Origin of the sequence: Streptomyces sp. NPDC001407 (assembly GCF_042895325.1) — a bacterium.
In the GTDB taxonomy this organism is placed as follows: domain Bacteria; phylum Actinomycetota; class Actinomycetes; order Streptomycetales; family Streptomycetaceae; genus Streptomyces.
Genome location: NZ_JBIAWF010000006.1, coordinates 168,506 through 185,701, shown reverse-complemented (window position 1 = coordinate 185,701; position 17,196 = coordinate 168,506). Strand labels below are relative to the sequence as shown.

17 protein-coding genes and 1 riboswitch are annotated in these 17,196 nt (G+C 72.9%); of the genes, 9 read left to right on the top strand and 8 right to left on the bottom strand.

Annotated elements, in window-relative coordinates; all coding sequences use genetic code 11:
* Positions 1-254 precede the first annotated feature (254 nt).
* From ACFY1P_RS11830 to ACFY1P_RS11820, 3 genes are all read left to right on the top strand, one after another.
* A complete protein-coding gene (locus ACFY1P_RS11830) occupies positions 255-896 on the top strand; it encodes a TetR/AcrR family transcriptional regulator (RefSeq protein WP_361527094.1) in 642 nt (213 codons plus the stop codon).
* Between the two features lie 324 nt (positions 897-1,220).
* Complete coding sequence (locus ACFY1P_RS11825; RefSeq protein ID WP_361527096.1) at positions 1,221-1,841, top strand: DUF4126 domain-containing protein; 621 nt, start codon at positions 1,221-1,223, stop codon at positions 1,839-1,841.
* A gap of 107 nt (positions 1,842-1,948) precedes the next feature.
* Positions 1,949-3,481 (top strand): phytoene desaturase family protein, encoded by a 1,533-nt coding sequence (locus ACFY1P_RS11820; RefSeq protein WP_390750540.1) that lies wholly within the window; start codon positions 1,949-1,951, stop codon positions 3,479-3,481.
* Between the two features lie 48 nt (positions 3,482-3,529).
* On the opposite strand, the gene ACFY1P_RS11815 is transcribed toward ACFY1P_RS11820, so the two are convergent.
* From ACFY1P_RS11815 to ACFY1P_RS11795, 5 genes are all read right to left on the bottom strand, one after another.
* Entirely contained in the window at positions 3,530-4,420 is an 891-nt protein-coding gene (locus ACFY1P_RS11815) for a hypothetical protein (protein ID WP_390750539.1), read from the bottom strand.
* Between the two features lie 41 nt (positions 4,421-4,461).
* Positions 4,462-5,379 carry a methylenetetrahydrofolate reductase [NAD(P)H] gene (metF, locus tag ACFY1P_RS11810; RefSeq protein WP_361527102.1) on the bottom strand — a complete coding sequence of 306 codons (918 nt, stop codon included), beginning with the start codon at positions 5,377-5,379 and terminating at the stop codon, positions 4,462-4,464.
* Between the two features lie 184 nt (positions 5,380-5,563).
* Positions 5,564-6,217, bottom strand: coding sequence for a thiamine phosphate synthase (gene thiE / locus ACFY1P_RS11805; RefSeq protein WP_390750538.1), 654 nt, complete (start codon positions 6,215-6,217; stop codon positions 5,564-5,566).
* A 101-nt stretch (positions 6,218-6,318) separates the two neighbouring features.
* Positions 6,319-6,684 (bottom strand): Rv2175c family DNA-binding protein, encoded by a 366-nt coding sequence (locus tag ACFY1P_RS11800; RefSeq protein ID WP_361527106.1) that lies wholly within the window; start codon positions 6,682-6,684, stop codon positions 6,319-6,321.
* Between the two features lie 127 nt (positions 6,685-6,811).
* Entirely contained in the window at positions 6,812-8,047 is a 1,236-nt protein-coding gene (locus ACFY1P_RS11795) for an NAD(P)/FAD-dependent oxidoreductase (protein WP_390750537.1), read from the bottom strand.
* Between the two features lie 165 nt (positions 8,048-8,212).
* Positions 8,213-8,324: riboswitch (TPP riboswitch) on the top strand.
* On the opposite strand from ACFY1P_RS11795, the gene thiO reads away from it, so the two are divergent.
* The 5 genes from thiO (at position 8,322) to ACFY1P_RS11770 (ending at position 13,988) form a co-directional block, all read left to right on the top strand.
* Positions 8,322-9,500: a glycine oxidase ThiO gene (gene thiO, locus ACFY1P_RS11790; RefSeq protein ID WP_390750536.1), complete on the top strand. Its 1,179-nt coding sequence runs from the start codon at positions 8,322-8,324 to the stop codon at positions 9,498-9,500. (Overlaps the previous riboswitch by 3 nt.)
* The gene (thiS, locus tag ACFY1P_RS11785) at positions 9,497-9,736 is read left to right on the top strand and encodes a sulfur carrier protein ThiS (protein WP_361527110.1); all 240 of its coding nucleotides are present in this window, start codon (positions 9,497-9,499) and stop codon (positions 9,734-9,736) included. Before thiO ends, thiS begins: the two co-directional genes overlap by 4 nt.
* 9 nt (positions 9,737-9,745) lie before the next feature.
* Positions 9,746-10,552, top strand: a complete 807-nt coding sequence (locus tag ACFY1P_RS11780) for a thiazole synthase (protein WP_361527112.1) — start codon at positions 9,746-9,748, stop codon at positions 10,550-10,552.
* Positions 10,553-11,091: 539 nt separating this feature from the next.
* Positions 11,092-13,041, top strand: coding sequence for a Stk1 family PASTA domain-containing Ser/Thr kinase (gene pknB / locus ACFY1P_RS11775; protein WP_390750535.1), 1,950 nt, complete (start codon positions 11,092-11,094; stop codon positions 13,039-13,041).
* Positions 13,042-13,043: 2 nt separating this feature from the next.
* Complete coding sequence (locus ACFY1P_RS11770; RefSeq protein ID WP_390750534.1) at positions 13,044-13,988, top strand: deoxyribonuclease IV; 945 nt, start codon at positions 13,044-13,046, stop codon at positions 13,986-13,988.
* A 20-nt stretch (positions 13,989-14,008) separates the two neighbouring features.
* On the opposite strand, the gene ACFY1P_RS11765 is transcribed toward ACFY1P_RS11770, so the two are convergent.
* The gene (locus ACFY1P_RS11765; protein WP_361535399.1) at positions 14,009-14,632 is read right to left on the bottom strand and encodes a sulfite oxidase-like oxidoreductase; all 624 of its coding nucleotides are present in this window, start codon (positions 14,630-14,632) and stop codon (positions 14,009-14,011) included.
* Between the two features lie 153 nt (positions 14,633-14,785).
* Between ACFY1P_RS11765 and bfr the strand changes: the two genes are divergently transcribed.
* Positions 14,786-15,274, top strand: a complete 489-nt coding sequence (gene bfr / locus ACFY1P_RS11760; protein WP_366005821.1) for a bacterioferritin — start codon at positions 14,786-14,788, stop codon at positions 15,272-15,274.
* Between the two features lie 56 nt (positions 15,275-15,330).
* Here the strand turns inward: bfr and ACFY1P_RS11755 are convergent, their stop codons facing one another.
* Both ACFY1P_RS11755 and ACFY1P_RS11750 read right to left on the bottom strand, forming a co-directional pair.
* The gene (locus tag ACFY1P_RS11755; RefSeq protein ID WP_361535393.1) at positions 15,331-15,600 is read right to left on the bottom strand and encodes a (2Fe-2S)-binding protein; all 270 of its coding nucleotides are present in this window, start codon (positions 15,598-15,600) and stop codon (positions 15,331-15,333) included.
* 138 nt (positions 15,601-15,738) lie between these two features.
* Positions 15,739-17,088, bottom strand: a complete 1,350-nt coding sequence (locus ACFY1P_RS11750) for a class II 3-deoxy-7-phosphoheptulonate synthase (RefSeq protein ID WP_361535346.1) — start codon at positions 17,086-17,088, stop codon at positions 15,739-15,741.
* Between the last annotated feature and the right edge of the window lie 108 nt (positions 17,089-17,196).

Genomic DNA, 17,196 nt, shown 5'->3' with positions numbered 1-17,196 from the left:
TCCTCGGCGGTGCTGGAACAGGGACGGACAGGAGGGCCCAGCGGTTCTGGGTGCCTCCAGCCTAGGGCCTGTCCAGGGCTTCCCTCCGCCACGACCCCCGTGCCGCCCGGCCGGGCCCCGCCGCCCCGGAAGCGACGGCTCCGGGTGAACACCGCGCTCTGCCCCGCCAGTTCCGGCCGGCATCGGTGCGCACGGACGGGCGGAAGCTCGGCGGTGCCCTCCGGCGGCCGGGCCACGGCAGGGAGAATCTGCGCATGGACAGCAGCGACAGCAGTAGTACGCGCCGTCAGAACACCCGGCGAAAGCTCTTCGAAGCCGCGGTCACCCTCATCGCCGAACAGGGCTTCTCCTCCACCACCGTGGACGAGATCGCCGAACGTGCCGGAGTCGCGAAGGGCACGGTCTACTACAACTTCGCGAGCAAGACCGTCCTCTTCGAAGAGCTGCTGCGGCACGGCATGGAGCTGCTGAGCGACGCTCTGCGACGGGCCGCCGACGCGACCGCCGCGCGCGGTGGCGGCAGGGTCGAGGCGCTGGACGCGATGGTCCGCGCGGGCCTGGACTTCATCTCCGGCTGTCCGGCGCTCGCCCAGCTGTACGCGGCCGAGCTGTGGCGCACCAACCGGGCCTGGCAGCCGACGCTGGCGCGGGTGCGCGAGCGGGCGCTCGCGGTGATCGAGGGGGTCCTCACACAGGCGGTGGAGGCGGGCGAGCTGAGCACGGAGCTCGATGTCCCGCTGACGGCGGCCGCGTTGTTCGGGATGGTGCTGGTGACGGCGCTGGACTGGCTGTCGTTCCAGCCCGGGCGTTCGGTCGAGGAGGTGCACGCGGCACTGTCCCAGCTGTTGCGGGGGCGGGTGGGCGGCGAGGTCCGGCAGCCGCAGGGCGGCGTCTGAGCACGCGGGCCGGTCCGGGAAACGGCGCTGCCCCGGCGCCGGCCGATCCCCCTCGGCCCACACCGGAGCAGCGTTCCCCCGTACGTCCCCCGAGCCCCCGTACTTCTTCCGGGAGCCCCCCAGACCCCCCGGTCGCGTCAGGGTCGCCGCACCGTTCCGCCGCCCCGTGTCGGCGGTGCGGCGCGGACGCCCCTTCCGTGAACACCACTCTTCCTTGCCTCCGGGGCATGCCCCATCCGTGCGGCTACTCATCTCCTCGTCTGAGTACGTGTACTCACCCGTGAGCGTTCAGACGCAGTCGCGGGCCCCGGATACGATCACGGCGTGTCGGTGCTTCCTCTGGTGTTCACGAGTGGCTGGGCGAGCGGTGTCAACGCCTATGCCGTGGTCCTGCTGCTCGGCGTGCTCGGCGCGACCGGTGTGAGCGACCAGGTGCCGGACGCGTTGCAGCGTCCTGACGTCCTGATCGCGGCGGGTGTGCTCTTCCTCTGCGAGGTGGTCGCCGACAAGATCCCGTACGTGGACTCGGCCTGGGACGCCGTGCACACCGTCGTCAGGCCGGTCGCCGGAGCGGTGGTCGGGGCGCTGCTGGCCGGGCAGAGCGGCTCCCTGTCGGACCTCGCCGCGGGTGCGGTGGGCGGCTCGACCGCGCTGGTGAGCCACCTGGTCAAGGCGGGCACCAGGGCGGTGGTCAACACCTCGCCCGAGCCCGCCAGCAACATCGTGCTGAGCACCGTCGAGGATCTGGGCGTCGCCGGGCTCGTCGTCTTCGCGCTGTTCCACCCGCTGGCCGCCGCCATCATCGCTGCGGTACTGCTCGCGCTGGGGATCGCCCTGGTGGTGTTCTTCTGGAGGCGGGTCCGCCGCTTCTGGCAGCGCAGGCGGCAGAGGCGCGCCGAGAAGCGCGCGGCCTGGCCGGACGAGGCCCGGCGACCGTCGGTCTGAGCCGTCGGTCTGAGCCGCCGTCCGAGCCGTCGGCCTGAGCTGCCCTCCGAGCTGTCGGTCCGGGCTGTCGGTCCGGGCTGTCAGTGCCTGCGGATAAAGTCGCTCCCATGGCACGGATTGCGGTGATCGGCGCCGGGATGGGCGCGATGGCGGCTGCTGCCCGGCTGGCCGTCGCGGGCCACCGGGTGGTGGTGTACGAGCGGGCGGCGACTCATGGCGGCGGCGTCGGAAGGCTGACGAGGGACGGCTTCGCCTTCGACACGGGGCCGGGCCTGCTGCATCTGCCCGCCGTCTACCGCGACTTGTTCGTGAAGACCGGCAAGGAGCCGCTGGAGCGGTGCGTCGATCTCGTGCAGGTCGACCCGGCGAGCAGCCACGTCTTCGCGGACGGCACGGTCCTCTCGCTGCCCAACGCCTCGCGCGCCGGTGTGGTCCAGGCGCTGGACGAGACGGTCGGCGCGGGCGCGGGCGAGCGCTGGAGCGATCTGGTCAACCGGGCGCGCGAGGTGTGGGACGCCACGCGCCGGCCGCTGCTGGAGGAGCCGCTGCGCGCGGACCCGGCGGCGCGCGAGCCGCTGGGGCGCGACCCCTATCCGGCCGTCCGCAAGCGCGGGTTGTTCCGGCGGAGCGCCCCGGTCACGCTCGCCTCCGTCGCGGAGCGGGAGTTGAAGGACCCCCGGCTGGCCGCCCTCCTGGAGAGCCACGCCCTGGCGTACGGTCTCGACCCCCGGCACGCGCCCGCGAGCGCGACGGTGCTGCCGTACATGGAGCAGACCTTCGGCAGTTGGTACGTGCGCGGGGGCCTGCGGGCGCTCGCCGACGCGCTGTACGAGCGGTGCCTGGCCCGTAAGGTCGAGTTCCGCTTCGGCGAGGAGGTTCTGGGCCTCTTCGAGAAGGACGGGCGCGCCGCCGGCGTGGAGCTGGCCGGTGGCGAGGTGGCCGAGGCGGACATGGTGGTCGCCGGGGTGTCCCCCGGGCGGCTCGCCTCGATCGCACCGGCCGCGGCCGAGGGGACCGGAGGCGCTGGACGGCCGGTGCCGCCCGGCAGGTTCACGGTCTGTCTCGCGCTGCGGGGCGCCCGGCCCACCGCCGCGGCCCACCGCACGGTGGTCCACGCGCCGGACCGCGGCGCGGAGTTGGCCGAGGTCTTCCCCGCGGGCGGCGGGGTCCGTGAGCCCGGCCCGTGGCGCTACCGCCCGACGGTGACCGTGCTGCGGCCGGACGACCCGGCCACCCGCCCCGACGACGGTCACGAGGCGGTCACCCTGACCGCCACGGTGGCCCCACACGGGCGGGTCGACTGGAGCGACGAGCAGACGGCCGCGGGCTTCGCGGACCGGATGACCGACGCCGCGGAAGCGGTGCTGCCCGGGCTGCGGGAGCGGGTGCTGTGGCGGGAGCTCCGCACTCCGGCCGACGTCGAGGCGGCGACCGGCGCGGAAGGGGGCGGCGTCCCCGCGCCCGTACTGGCGGGGGCGGACGGCGCGTTCCTGCGGCCCGGGAACGCGACGCGGGTGCCGGGCCTGTATCTCACGGGCGGCTTCGCCCACCCCGGCGGAGGCTTGGCCCACGCGGGGATGTCGGGCGCGATGGTGGCCGGGCTGATCGTCTCGGGAGCGGACTGGCGCGGCTCAGAGTAGCGCTGCCCGCACGCCGAGGGCCGGAAAGCCGGCCCTCGGCGTGCGACGTCAGTAGCGGTACTGCTGCCCGTCGTGGCCGGGCCCATGCCCCGGCATCGGCGGCTGAGGCGGTGCGGCCTCGGTGTCACGCTGCTGCGGGACCCAGACCCCGCCGGGCGGGGTGTCCATGTCGTACTGCTGCGTCAGCGCGTACGCCTCCGCGGGGTACGGGCCCGCTCCGTACTGCTCCGCCCCGTACTGCTGCTGGGGATAGGGCTCGTACTGCGGCTGCCCGAACGCGTCGTACTGCTCCTGCGCCGGCGGCCGGCTGCCGATGTAGGGGTCGGAGTAGGCGGCGTACTGCCCCTGCCCGTAGTCGAATTGACCGTCGTGGGACGGCGCGCCCTGGGTGCCGCCCTGAGCGCCATAGGTGTCGTACGGGGCGAAACCGCCCGCGTCCTGGCCCGGGGGCACGGGCGGCAGGTATGCCGTCTCGTCGTGGCCGTCGTACGGCGGGGCGGGCTGGTGGGCCGCGTTGGGGAGCAGGTCCGGGGCGTCCTCGCGCTCGGGGACCCGCGGCATCGCGGCGGTCTCGGCGGCGGGGTCGGGGAGCGGTGCGGCCTTGGGCTTCCGGTCGCCCTTGCGCCGGCGCCCGGCGCGCCCCTTCTCCTCGGCGGCGGGCTGCCCGCCGGTGCCGGTGCCCTTCTCCCGGCGGATCGCCCAGCCCTCGGCGAACCCACGCCGGAACGAGAGCGTCACATAGGTCTGGCCGACCGCGAAGGCGATCGCGCCCACGGCGATGACCGGCACGGACGAGAGGACGACGCCCGCGACGACGCCGAGGAAGCCGACGAAGGCCAGCAACCGCCAGCGCAGTCGCGCCTTGTACTGGAGCAGCACCTCGCCCAGCAGCCAGAGCGCGACGATGCCGAACGCGATGTAGAGGACCGTCCAGCCCATTTACGCCCCTCTCGTGCGGCTGTTGCCCCGGGGAACAGCCATCAGGACCGCTGGTGCAGTCCCAGATTCTCGTAGATTTCCAGCGTCGCCGTGGAGTGGTTCAGGGTAATGAAGTGCAGCCCCGGGATCCCCTCGGCCATCAGCCGTGAGCACAGCTCGGTGGCGTACTCGATCCCGATCGAGCGTACAGCGGCCGGATCGTCCTTCACCGCGAGGATCCGCTCGGCCAGCTCGGGCGGGAAGGCGGCGTTGCTGAGCTGCGCGAACCGCTCGATCTGCCGGACGTTGGTGACCGGCATGATCTCGGGGATGATCGGGGTCTCGCAGCCCGCCGCCGCGACCCGGTCGCGCAGCCGCAGATAGTCCTCCGGATAGAAGAACATCTGGGTGATGGCGAAGTCCGCGCCCGCCCGGCATTTGGCCACGAAGTGACCGATGTCGGTCTCCCAGTCGGTGGAGCGCGGGTGCATCTCGGGGAACGCGGCGACGCCGACGCAGAAGTCGCCGGACTCCTTGATGAGCCGGACGAGGTCGGCGGCGTAGCCGACGCCCTCGGGGTGGCGCACCCACTCGCCCATGGGGTCGCCGGGCGGATCGCCGCGCACGGCCAGCATGTTGCGGATGCCGGCGTCGGCGTACTGGCCGATGATGTTGCGCAGTTCGGCCAGCGAGTGGTTGACGGCGGTGAGGTGCGCGACGGGCGTCAGCGTGGTGTCCGTCGCGATCCGCTCGGTCGCCCGGACGGTGCCCTCACGGGAGGAGCCGCCCGCGCCGTAGGTCACGGAGACGAAGGTGGGTCCGACGGCCTCGATCCGCCGGATGGCGTTCCACAGGGTCCGCTCGCCCTTCTCGGACTTCGGGGCCGCGAACTCGAACGAATAGGACTGCGCGCCTGAGGCGAGCAGCTCACGCACCGTGCGGGCGTGGTCTGTCCTGGTGGAGGCTGTGCCAAGGGCCATACCGGCAAGTTAACCAGCGGTTCCGCGCAGCCCCAACCCTCATTTGCGATATGACCGATTAGCCGGTCTCTCGTCCACTTTCTGGACAGTCTGTTCATGTCCCGTTGACATTTGACCGACGTTCCCTGGCCGCTTCCTGACCGGTCCGTGGCGGATGGTGCCGGCGGCGTCGCGCCGCCGGGCATCACGCTCCGTACGCGCGGACGCGCTTCGCGAGGCGGGCCGTGGCCTCGGCGGGGTCGTCGGCCTCGGTGATCGCGCGGACCACCACGACCCGGCGGGCGCCCGCCTCCAGCACCTCGTCCAGATTGGTGGCGTCGATGCCGCCGATGGCGAACCAGGGCCGCGCGGGCTTCAGTGCGGCGGTGTAGCGGACCAGGTCCAGGCCCGGCGCGTGCCGGCCCGGCTTGGTCGGGGTGGGCCAGCAGGGGCCGGTGCAGAAATAGTCCACGCCGGGCTCGGCGACGGCGGCGTCCACCTCCGCCTCGGCGTGGGTCGAGCGCCCGATCAGCACCGTGGCGCCGAGGATCGCGCGGGCGGCGGGCACCGGCAGGTCGCCCTGGCCCAGGTGCAGCACCTGGGAGCCGATGGCGTGGGCTACGTCCGCGCGGTCGTTGACCGCGAGGAGCTTGCCGTGGCGGCGGGCCGCGTCGGCGAGGACGGCGAGGTGCTCCAGCTCCTCCCCCGCCTCCATGCCCTTGTCGCGCAGCTGCACGACGTCCACCCCGGCGGCGAGGACCGCGTCCAGGAATTCCGGCAGGTCTCCCTGGCGCTTGCGGGCATCGGTGCACAGATACAGCCGGGCGTCGGCGAGCCGCTCGCGCGCGGTGACGGACATCGGGTGGATCCCCCCGGGTCGGCGGTGTGCGGGCGGGGCCCGGGGCCCCGCCCGCACACCGGACGGTTCTCTCTTACGCTTCTACAGCGCCTGCGGACGGGTCAGACGGCGAGCGCCTGGGCGCGGCGCTTCACCTCCGTGCCACGATTCTCGCGCAGGGCCTGCGCCGGGGTGCCGGGCAGGGTCGGGTCCGGAGTGAAGAGCCACTCCAGCATTTCCTCGTCGCTGAAGCCGTCGTCCCTCAGCAGCGTCAAGGTGCCGGCGAGGCCCTTGATCACCTTGCCCTCGCCGATGAACTCGGCGGGCACCTGGAGCACTCGGTTCTCGCCACGGCGCACCGCGATCAGCTGGCCCTCCTTGACCAGCTGCCGGACGCGCGTCACCTCGACATCGAGCATTTCCGCGATGTCGGGGAGGTTGAGCCAGGCGGGGACGAGAGCATCGATCTTTGCGTCAATCTCGGTCACGGGACAAGCCTGCCATCTGGGACTGACAGTCGGTAGCCAGGTTGACCCGACCTTGTCGGCGGCGCGTCGCGCGGGGCCCGGGAGACGCCCGGGGGAGGCGGCCTCCCCCGGAGCCCTCAGCGGGCGCTCACACCGCCGCCGCCTTCAGCTGGACCGAGGCGTTCGCCGCCCGTGCCCGGTCGATGGCCGCGCCGCGCTCGATGAGCTTGCGGCCCTGGGCCAGGTCGCGCGGGCGGCCGACGGCCAGGAGGGCGACGAGGACCTCGCCGCGCACCCAGCACACCGTCCAGGCGGCGCCCGCCGGGTCGCCGCGCCAGATGAGCTCGTCGCCCTCGACGTGGTGGCCCGCGTACTGCACGAACCTCCCGAACTGCTCGGACCAGAAATACGGCACCGGGTCGTAGATGGGCCCCTCGGCCGTGCCGTGCACGATGTTCCCGGCGACCGTGCGCGGGCCCTGGAGGGCGTTGTCCCAGTGGTGGACCAGGAGCCGCTCGCCGTAGCGGGCGGACGGGAAGGACGCGCAGTCGCCGACCGCGTAGACGCCGGGCACGGAGGTGCGCAGCCGGTCGTCGGTGACCACGGAGCCGTCGGCGGCCAGCTCGACGCCCGAGCCCGCCAGCCACTCCGTCGCCGGGCGGGCGCCGATGCCGACGAGTACGGCGTCCGCGGGCAGCCGGGTGCCGTCGGCCAGCACCACGGCGCCGGGTTCCACGGCGGCCACGCGCGCGCCGGTGAGCAGGCGGGCGCCGCTGTCGGCGTACCAGGCGGTCATGTGGGCGGCGACCTCGGCCGGCAGGGCACCGGCCAGGGGGCGGTCCGCGGCCTCGACGACGGTCACCCGGCAGCCCGCCTCGCGCGCGGCGGTGGCGAACTCGGCGCCGATCCACCCGGCGCCGACCGCCACCACGTCGCGCTGCCCGGCGAGCACCGGGCGCAGCCGCTCCGCGTCGTCCAGGGTGCGCAGCAGGTGCACGCCCGGGACACCCGCGCTGCCGGGCAGTTCGACGGGCCGGGCGCCGGTGGCGATGACCAGCACGTCGTACGGAACGGGCCCCGCGGAAGTGTCCACCAGGCGCTCGCCGGCCCGCAGCCGGGTGACCTCCCGGCCGAGTTCGAGGTCTATGCCGAGGGAGGCGAAGTCCACCTCGAAGGCGGAGCCCTCGGCCTTGCCCAGCAGCACGGCCTTGGACAGCGGCGGCCTGTCGTACGGCTGGTGGGGCTCGGCGCCCAGCAGGGTGATCGCGCCGGTCCAGCCCTGCTCACGCAGGGCGACGGCGGTCTGCACCCCGGCCATTCCGGCCCCCACGATGACGGCCCGCCGGTCACTGGTGGTCTGCGGTTCGTTCCGGTGCTCGCTCACCCGGTCAACTGTAGGGCGGCGGCCCGTCCCGACCGGAGCACCGCGTAGCGAGACCTCTGACACAACGTCACGGTGTTTGGCGCGCCCCGGTGCCGCGCACGCCCCTCCGGCCGCCCCCGTCCGGCCTTCCGGACGGTTCGCGGCGCGTACTAGGGTGGCCGCTGTACAAGCACTCGCGGGAGCCCGGACGGACCGGGCTGAGAGGGAGGCTGGCGGCCTCCGACCGTACGAACCTGATCCGGGTCATGCCGGCGAAGGGAGGGGCTGGACGCCCATGCACGCGTCTTCAACAGCGTCACCGGGGACGTACGACGTCCTCGTGGTCGGCGGCGGTGTCATCGGTCTGGTCACGGCGTGGCGTGCCGCGCAGCGCGGCCTGCGCACCGCCGTCGCGGATCCCGCGCCGGGCGGCGGCGCGGCCGGGGTGGCGGCCGGGATGCTGGCCGCGGTGACCGAGCTGCACTACGGCGAGCAGGAGCTGCTCGCGCTCAATCTGGCGTCCGCGCGGCGCTATCCGCAGTTCACGGCGGAGCTGGAGGAGGCGAGCGGCCAGGACACCGGCTACCGCGCCTGCGGGACCCTCGCCGTCGCCCTCGACGCCGACGACCGGGCCCATCTGCGGGAGCTGCACGCCCTCCAGGAGCGGTGCGGTCTGGACGCCCAGTGGCTGTCGGGGCGTGAGTGCCGCCGGCTGGAGCCGATGCTCGCGCCGGGCGTGCGCGGAGGCGTGCGGGTGGACGGCGACCACCAGACCGACCCCCGGCGGCTCGCCGGGGCCCTGCTGACGGCCTGCGAACGGGCGGGGGTCGCCTTCCACCGCGCGGAGGCCGTACGGCTGCTGCTCTCCGGTGACCGGGCCACCGGCGCCGAACTCGCCGACGGCACCCGCGTCGGCGCCGGCCGGACCGTGCTCGCCGCGGGCAGCCGCAGCGGCACCCTCGCCGGCGTCCCCGAGCACGTCCTGCCGCCGGTGCGCCCGGTCAAGGGCCAGATCCTGCGGCTGCGCGTGCCCGACGCGTACGCGCCCTTCCTGTCGCGGACCGTGCGGGCGGTGGTGCGCGGCGGCCACGTCTATCTCGTGCCGCGTGAGAACGGCGAGCTGGTCGTCGGCGCGACCACCGAGGAGCTGGGCTGGGACACGACCGTCACCGCGGGCGGCGTCTACGAACTGCTGCGCGACGCCCATGAGCTGGTGCCCGGCATCACCGAGCTGCCCCTGGTGGAGACGCGCGCCGGGCTGCGCCCCGGCTCGCCCGACAACGCCCCGCTGCTGGGCCCCACGGCCCTGCCCGGCCTGCTCGCCGCCACCGGCCACTACCGCAACGGCGTGCTCCTCACCCCGCTGACCGGCGACGTGATGGCCGAGGCGCTGACCACCGGACGGCTGCCGGACGAGGCCCGCCCGTTCTCTCCCCTCCGCTTCTCGAACGCGCTCCAGGAGCTGCCCGTATGAACCCCATGGACCCCACCGACAGCCCCGAGGCCCACGTCGGCATCAGCCTCAACGGCGAGAGCCGCTCGGTGCCCCGGGGCCTGACCCTCGACGGCCTCGTGGCCTCGCTGACCACGGCGCACAGCGGGGTCGCGGCGGCCGTCAACGAGGCCGTCGTACCGCGCGGCCAGTGGCCCGGCACCACGCTCGGCGAGGGCGACCGCGTCGAGGTCCTCACCGCAGTGCAGGGAGGCTGATCAGCCCAGATGGCAGACGATCTGCTCACCGTCGCGGGCACCGCCTTCACGTCCCGCCTGATCATGGGCACCGGCGGCGCGCCCAGCCTCGACGTCCTGGAGCGCGCGCTGCTCGCCTCCGGCACCGAGCTCACCACGGTGGCCATGCGGCGGCTGGACACGAACGTACGGGGCTCGGTGCTGTCGCTGCTCGCCCGGCACGACATCCGGGTCCTGCCGAACACGGCGGGCTGCTACACCGCCGGGGAGGCCGTGCTCACCGCCCGCCTGGCCCGGGAGGCGCTCGGCACCGACTGGGTCAAGCTCGAAGTGATCGCCGACGAGCGCACGCTGCTGCCCGACCCGGTCGAGCTGCTGGAAGCGGCGGAGATCCTGGTGGACGACGGCTTCACGGTGCTGCCCTACACCAACGACGACCCGGTGCTCGCCCGCCGCCTGGAGGACGCCGGGTGCGCCGCGATCATGCCGCTGGGCTCGCCCATCGGCTCCGGCCTCGGCATCCGCAACCCGCACAACTTCCAGCTGATCACCGAGCGGGCGGGGGTGCCGGTGATCCTTGACGCGGGCGCGGGCACGGCGTCGGACGCGGCGATCGCGATGGAGCTCGGCTGCTCGGCGGTGATGCTCGCCTCGGCGGTCACCCGCGCGCAGGACCCGGCCCTGATGGCGGAGGCGATGCGCCACGCGGTCGAGGGAGGCCGCCTGGCTTTCCGAGCGGGCCGCATCCCGCGCCGCCACTTCGCGGAGGCGTCGTCCCCCACAGAGGGTCTGCCGACCTTCGACCCGGAACGCCCTGCCTTTGGCGACGGCGGATAGGCCGGGGGTTTCTCTTGGCGCGTCGCCTGCGGGCCGTCCCATCCGCACCACCGCTGCGCGGCGGTGTCCTCAATCGCCGGACGGGCTGGATTCACGGACCGTGGGTTCTACCCTGCGGGTTGTTTTGCCGCCTGCGGCGGGGACGCCCTGCGGCCGTGTCCTCAAACGCCGGACGGGCTGGATGAACGGACCGTGAGTTCGTCACCTGCGGGTCTCGTAGCCTGCCGGCCCGCAGCATCACGAGCCACGGTCCACCCCACCAACCCGTTGGGGGCACCTCCGAGCGGGGCTGGGAGGAGCAGCGAACCCGCACCACCAGCCCGTCCGGCGCTTGAGGACACGCCCGCAGGGCGTCCCCGCCGTAGGCGGCAACGGGCCCGCACTCGGGGGTCTGGGGCACGCGCCCCAGTTTCGGGAAGGGGCGGGGTAGGGGAACAAAGCCCGCCGCAGGCGCCAAGCACCCGCACCCAGGAGCCCGGGGAACCCCCCGGAAACAAGGCCACTAGGGGGCGCCCCCTGACGGCTCTTAGACTCCTAGCGTGGATACGACGCTAGGAGACCCGCTCGTCGGGCACATGCTGGACGGCCGCTACCGGGTCGAGGCCCGGATCGCCGTCGGCGGCATGGCCACGGTCTACCGCGCCCTCGACACGCGGCTCGACCGGGTGCTCGCCCTGAAGGTGATGCACCCGGGGCTCGCCGCCGACGAGGTCTTCGTGGAACGCTTCATCCGCGAGGCCAAGTCCGTGGCCCGGCTCGACCACCCGAACGTGGTGGGCGTCTTCGACCAGGGCACGGACGGCACGTACGTCTATCTCGCGATGGAGTACGTCGCCGGATGCACCCTGCGTGACGTGCTGCGCGAGCGCGGCGCGCTCCAGCCGCGCGCCGCGCTCGACATCGCGGAGCCGGTGCTCGCGGCGCTCGGCGCGGCCCACCTCGCGGGGCTCGTCCACCGGGACATGAAGCCGGAGAACGTGCTGATCGGGGACGACGGCCGGGTGAAGGTCGCCGACTTCGGGCTCGTCCGGGCCGTGGACACCCACTCCACCGCCTCCACCGGCTCGGTCCTGGGCACGGTGTCGTATCTGGCCCCCGAGCAGATGGAACACGGCACGGCCGACACCCGGGTGGACGTCTACGCCTGCGGTGTCGTCCTCTACGAAATGCTCACCGGCGCCAAGCCGCACACCGGCAGCACCCCGGCGCAGGTCCTCTACCAGCACCTCCACGAGGACGTGCCGCCGCCGTCGGCCGCCGTACCGGGACTGGCCGCGCCGCTGGACGAGCTGGTGGCCCAGGCCACCGCCCGCGACCCGCAGCAGCGCCCGGCCGACGCGGTGGGCCTGCTGGCGCTGGTCCGCGCCGCCCGCGAGGCGCTGTCCGACGAGCAGCTGGACGCCGTGCCCCCGCAGGCGCGGACGCCGGAGCAGGGGGCGCCGAGCGGCTCCGAGGACCGTACGAGCGTGATCCCCCGGCCCGCCGCGGTCCGGCCCCTGCCGGCCGCGGAGGACGAGCGGCTCAACCGCACGACGCGGCTGGAGCAGCCGCCCGCTCCCCCGGCCCCGCCGGCCGCCGCGGTGGCCCGGACCGGCCGGCCCCGGCCGAGCCGCACCCTGCTCGCGGTGCTCGCGGCCGTCCTGCTGGCCGTGGTGGGCACGGGCGTCTGGTACATCAACTCCGGCCAGTTCACGACCGTCCCGGCCGTCCTGGACATGACCCAGGACAAGGCGGAGCAGTCGCTCGACAAGGCCGGGCTCGGGATGCGGACCAAGCAGGACTTCAGCGACACCGTCGAGCGGGGTCACGTCATCTCGACGGACCCCGGACCCGGCGGCCGGATCCGCAACACCGGCAAGGTGACGGTCACCCTGTCGAAGGGCCCGGCGCGGGCCGAGGTGCCCAATGTCGTCGGCATGACCTTCGACGAGGCGAAGAAGAAGATCGAGGGCGCGGGCCTGACGGTCGGCGAGGTCGGCAAGCAGTTCAGCGGCGAGACCCCGCAGGGCTCGGTGCTGGCCACCGACCCCAAGCCGGGGGTGGAGCGCAGGCCCGACACCCCGGTCGCGCTGACGGTGAGCAAGGGCGCGGCCCTGAGCGTGCCGAAGGTGCAGGGCATGACCGTGGCGGCCGCCACCTCGACGCTGGAGGACAAGGGGCTGAAGGTCGAGGTCTCGGACACCCAGGTCTACTCCGACGTCGCCAAGGGCTCGGTGGCCGCGCAGTCGCCGGGCGACGGCGAGCAGCTCGCGAAGGGCGACACGGTCACGCTCACGGTCTCCAAGGGCAAGGAGATGGTGACGGTCCCGGACGTCACCGGGAAGAGTGAGGCCGCCGCCAAGCAGGCCCTCACCTCGGCGGGCTTCAAGGTCAGCGTGGACCGGCCGTTCTTCTTCCCGCGCGACTCGGTCGACAGCCAGTCCGTCAAGGGCGGCGACCAGGCGGCCAAGGGTGACACCATCACCATCCGGATGAAGGGCGGGCTGTAGGGATGACCGAGCTTCCCGGGCTCCCCGGGCTCCCCGGGCTCCCCGGGCTCCCCGGGCCCTCCGGCCTCCTCCCGGCCCCGCGCGCCCGCAACCCCGTCGGCGGGCACATCCCCGTCGCCGGGGGCCTGGCGAAGACCGGCCTGCCGTACGCGCGGACGATGGGCGCCGAGACGGTGCAGGTCTTCGTCGCCAACCCGCGCGGCTGGGCGACGCCCGCCGGCGACCCGCGGCAGGACGAGGCGTTCCGGGCGGCCTGTGAGCAGGAGTCGCTCCCGGTCTGGGTGCACGCCCCGTATCTGATCAACTTCGGCTCGCACACCGAGGCGACGGTCGAGCTGTCCGGGGAGTCGCTGCGGCACTCACTGCACCGCGGGCGGGCGATCGGCGCCCTCGGCGTCGTCGTCCACACGGGCTCGGCGACCGGTGGCCGCCCGCGCCGGGAGGCGCTGGCGCAGGTACACGAGCGGCTGCTGCCGCTGCTGGACGAGCTGACCCACGACGACGACCCGTGGCTGCTGCTGGAGCCGACGGCCGGGCAGGGCGCGTCGCTCTGCTCGCTGGTCGAGGATCTCGGCCCGTACTTCGAGGCGCTGGAGCGCCACCCGAAGCTCGGCGTCTGCCTGGACACCTGCCATGTGTTCGCGGCGGGCCACGATCTCGCCGAGCCGGGCGGGATGAAGCGGACGCTCGACGAGCTGGTGGACGTGGTGGGCGAGGGGCGGCTCCGGCTGATCCACGCGAACGACTCCAAGGAGGGGGTCGGCGCGCACCGGGACCGGCACGAGAACATCGGCTCCGGCCACATCGGGGCGGAGCCCTTCGCGGAGCTTTTCGGTCATCCCGCGACCGCGGGCGTGCCGTTGATCATCGAGACCCCGGGCGGGCCCGAGGGGCACGCGGCCGACGTGGCGCGGCTGAGGGGTCTGCGGGACGGCGTCGCGGCCTGACGGGGGCCTCCCCCGGTCCCTCAGACCTCCGGTCCGTCGCCCGGTTTCTCCTGGTAGGAATAGCGCTGTTCCTGCCAGGGATCACCCAGATTGTGGTATCCGCGCTCTTCCCAGAAACCCCGGCGGTCGGCCGTCATGTACTCCACGCCACGCACCCATTTGGGCCCCTTCCACGCATAGAGGTGCGGGACCACCAGGCGTACGGGAAAGCCGTGCTCGGCGGTGAGGAGTTCGCCGTCCTTGTGGGTCGCGAAGATGGTCTGCTCGGCCGCGAAATCGGACAGCCGGAGATTTGAGCAGAAGCCGTATTCCGCCCACACCATGACATGGGTGACCTCGGGTGCGGGCGGGGCGAGTTCGAGGATCGTCCGCGCGGGCACGCCGCCCCATTCGGCGTCCAGCATGCTGTATTTCGTGACGCAGTGCAGGTCCGCGACCACCGTCGAATACGGCAGTGCGGAGAACTCCTCGTGCGTCCAGCAGTGCTTGTCGCCGTCGGCGGTCGACCCGAAGACACGGAACTCCCAGCGCTCCGGCCTGAACTTCGGGACCGGCCCGTAGTGCGTCACCGGCCATCCGCGCTGAAGGCGCTGCCCCGGAGGCAACTCGACTTGCGCCCCTTTGCGGCTTTCCGACTGACCCATGTCTCCATGGTGTCAGACCTTGGACAGTGCTGATGACCAGGGGTTCCGCTATCAGGGCAACTCCCACTAAGTGTGCACTTACTGGACGCTTCAGGGGGGCGGTGCGAGGATGCGCGCAACCTGCCAGTCACCCTCTTGGAAGGAGCCTCTGCAATGCAGGGCGACCCCGAGGTCATCGAATTTCTCAATGAACAGCTGACTGCCGAGCTGACCGCCATCAATCAGTACTTCCTGCACGCGAAAATGCAGGAGCACCTCGGCTGGACGAAGATCGCCGCGCACACCCGCGCCGAGTCGTTCGACGAGATGCGCCACGCGGAGGTGCTGACCGACCGCATCCTCTTCCTGGAAGGGCTGCCCAACTACCAGCGGCTCTTCCATGTGCGGATCGGGCAGTCGATCGTGGAGATGTTCCAGGCCGACCGGCAGGTCGAGGTCGAGGCGATCGACCGGCTCAAGCGGGGCGTGGAGGTCATGCGGGCCAAGGGCGACATCACCTCGGCCAATATCTTCGAGTCGATCCTCGCCGACGAGGAGGAGCACATCGACTATCTCGACACGCAGCTGGAGCTGATCGAGAAGCTCGGCGAGCCGCTCTACCTCGCGCAGTTCATCGAGCAGTCGAACGGCGGGGCGGAGTGAGCCGGAGCGTGACCCGGAGTTGATCCCGGCGGGCCGGCGGGCCGGCGGAACGGCGGTCAGGCCGCGCGGGCCTCGGCCACCCGGGCCAGCGGCGCCTGCGGTATCCGCGGGACCTCGGTCCCCAGCACGTCCCGGTCGCCCTGGTCGGCCAGCTCGCGGCGCGGGCACGCGCCACGGCCTAGCAGGGACTGGATGCGGCGGACGCAGCTGCCGCAGTCCGTGCCGGCCTTGCTCGCGGAGGCTATCTGGCGGGGCGTGCACGCCCCCTTGTCCGCGTGCTCACGCACCTGCTGCTCGGTGATGCCGAAGCAAGAGCAGACGTACACGCGGGTCACCGCCCTACCGGGTTGATCAATAAGGTTACCCTTACCTTACCCGGCCCGGTGGGCGGATGACAACGGCGTGGGGCGCGGATCGAAGTGATCCGCGCCCCACGCCGTTCGCCAAAGGCCTCTCGGGGTCTGCTACTGATCGCGGTACATCTCCGCCACCAGGAACGCCAGGTCCAGCGACTGGCTGCGGTTGAGCCGCGGGTCGCAGGCCGTCTCGTAGCGCTGGTGCAGGTCGTCGACGAAGATCTCGTCGCCGCCGCCCACGCACTCGGTGACGTCGTCACCGGTCAGCTCGACGTGGATGCCGCCCGGGTGGGTGCCGAGGCCCTTGTGGACCTCGAAGAAGCCCTTGACCTCGTCCAGCACGTCGTCGAAGCGGCGGGTCTTGTGGCCCGAGGCCGCCTCGAAGGTGTTGCCGTGCATCGGGTCGCAGATCCACGCCACCTGGGCACCGGACGCCGTGACCTTCTCGACCAGGGTCGGGAGCTTGTCGCGCACCTTGTCGGCACCCATGCGGGTGATGAAGGTGAGCCGGCCGGGCTCGCGGTCCGGGTCCAGCCGCTCGATCAGCGTCAGCGCGTCCTCGGGCGTGGTCGTCGGGCCGAGCTTCACCCCGATCGGGTTGCGGATCCTGGAGGCGAACTCGATGTGCGCGCCGTCCAGCTGGCGGGTGCGCTCACCGATCCAGACCATGTGGCCCGAGACGTCGTAGAGGTCGCCGGTCCGCGAGTCGACGCGGGTCAGCGCCGATTCGTAGTCGAGGACGAGCGCCTCGTGGGAGGCGTAGAACTCGACGGTCTTGAACTCCTCCGGGTCCACCCCGCAGGCGTTCATGAAGCTCATCGCCCGGTCGATCTCGCGGGCGAGCGCCTCGTAGCGCTGCCCGGACGGGGAGGACTTCACGAAGTCCTGGTTCCAGGCGTGCACCTGGCGCAGGTCCGCGTAGCCACCGGTGGTGAAGGCGCGGACGAGGTTCAGCGTGGACGCCGACGCCTGGTACATCCGCTTCAGCCGCTGCGGGTCCGGCGTGCGGGCCTCGGGGGTGAAGGCGAAGCCGTTGACGGAGTCGCCGCGGTAGGTCGGCAGGGTCACGCCGTCGCGGGTCTCGGTCGGCTTCGAGCGCGGCTTGCTGTACTGACCGGCGATCCGGCCCACCTTCACGACGGGCACGGAGCCCGCGTAGGTCAGCACGGCGCCCATCTGGAGCAGCGTCTTGAGCTTGTTGCGGATCTGGTCGGCGCCGACGGCGTCGAACGCCTCGGCGCAGTCGCCGCCCTGGAGCAGGAACGCCTCACCACGGGCGACGGCTCCCAGGCGCTGACGCAGCTGGTCGCACTCGCCGGCGAAGACCAGCGGCGGATAGGACTCGAGCTCGGCGATCACATCGCGCAGAGCCTCTTGGTCCGGCCACTCAGGCTGCTGCGCCGCGGGAAGGGAGCGCCAGGTGTTGCCACCGGCGTGGAGTTCAGCGTTCACGGTCACGCTCCAACCCTACGGGGTCGGCGAGCGCGGTCCATCCGCCGGACCGCACTGTGAGACGGGTCATGGAGCCGGGGGGTGGCGGAAAACCGCCGTTCCCGGTGGTCGGGC

Bases quoted from the DNA above. Each gene is read 5' to 3' on its own strand.
- ACFY1P_RS11830 (WP_361527094.1), top strand. From the start codon at position 255: ATGGACAGCAGCGACAGCAGTAGTACGCGCCGTCAGAACACCCGGCGA.
- ACFY1P_RS11820 (WP_390750540.1), top strand. From the start codon at position 1,949: ATGGCACGGATTGCGGTGATCGGCGCCGGGATGGGCGCGATGGCGGCT.
- ACFY1P_RS11815 (WP_390750539.1), bottom strand. From the start codon at position 4,420: ATGGGCTGGACGGTCCTCTACATCGCGTTCGGCATCGTCGCGCTCTGG.
- metF (WP_361527102.1), bottom strand. From the start codon at position 5,379: ATGGCCCTTGGCACAGCCTCCACCAGGACAGACCACGCCCGCACGGTG.
- thiE (WP_390750538.1), bottom strand. From the start codon at position 6,217: ATGTCCGTCACCGCGCGCGAGCGGCTCGCCGACGCCCGGCTGTATCTG.
- thiO (WP_390750536.1), top strand. From the start codon at position 8,322: ATGCACGCGTCTTCAACAGCGTCACCGGGGACGTACGACGTCCTCGTG.
- thiS (WP_361527110.1), top strand. From the start codon at position 9,497: ATGAACCCCATGGACCCCACCGACAGCCCCGAGGCCCACGTCGGCATC.
- ACFY1P_RS11780 (WP_361527112.1), top strand. From the start codon at position 9,746: ATGGCAGACGATCTGCTCACCGTCGCGGGCACCGCCTTCACGTCCCGC.
- ACFY1P_RS11770 (WP_390750534.1), top strand. From the start codon at position 13,044: ATGACCGAGCTTCCCGGGCTCCCCGGGCTCCCCGGGCTCCCCGGGCTC.
- ACFY1P_RS11765 (WP_361535399.1), bottom strand. From the start codon at position 14,632: ATGGGTCAGTCGGAAAGCCGCAAAGGGGCGCAAGTCGAGTTGCCTCCG.
- bfr (WP_366005821.1), top strand. From the start codon at position 14,786: ATGCAGGGCGACCCCGAGGTCATCGAATTTCTCAATGAACAGCTGACT.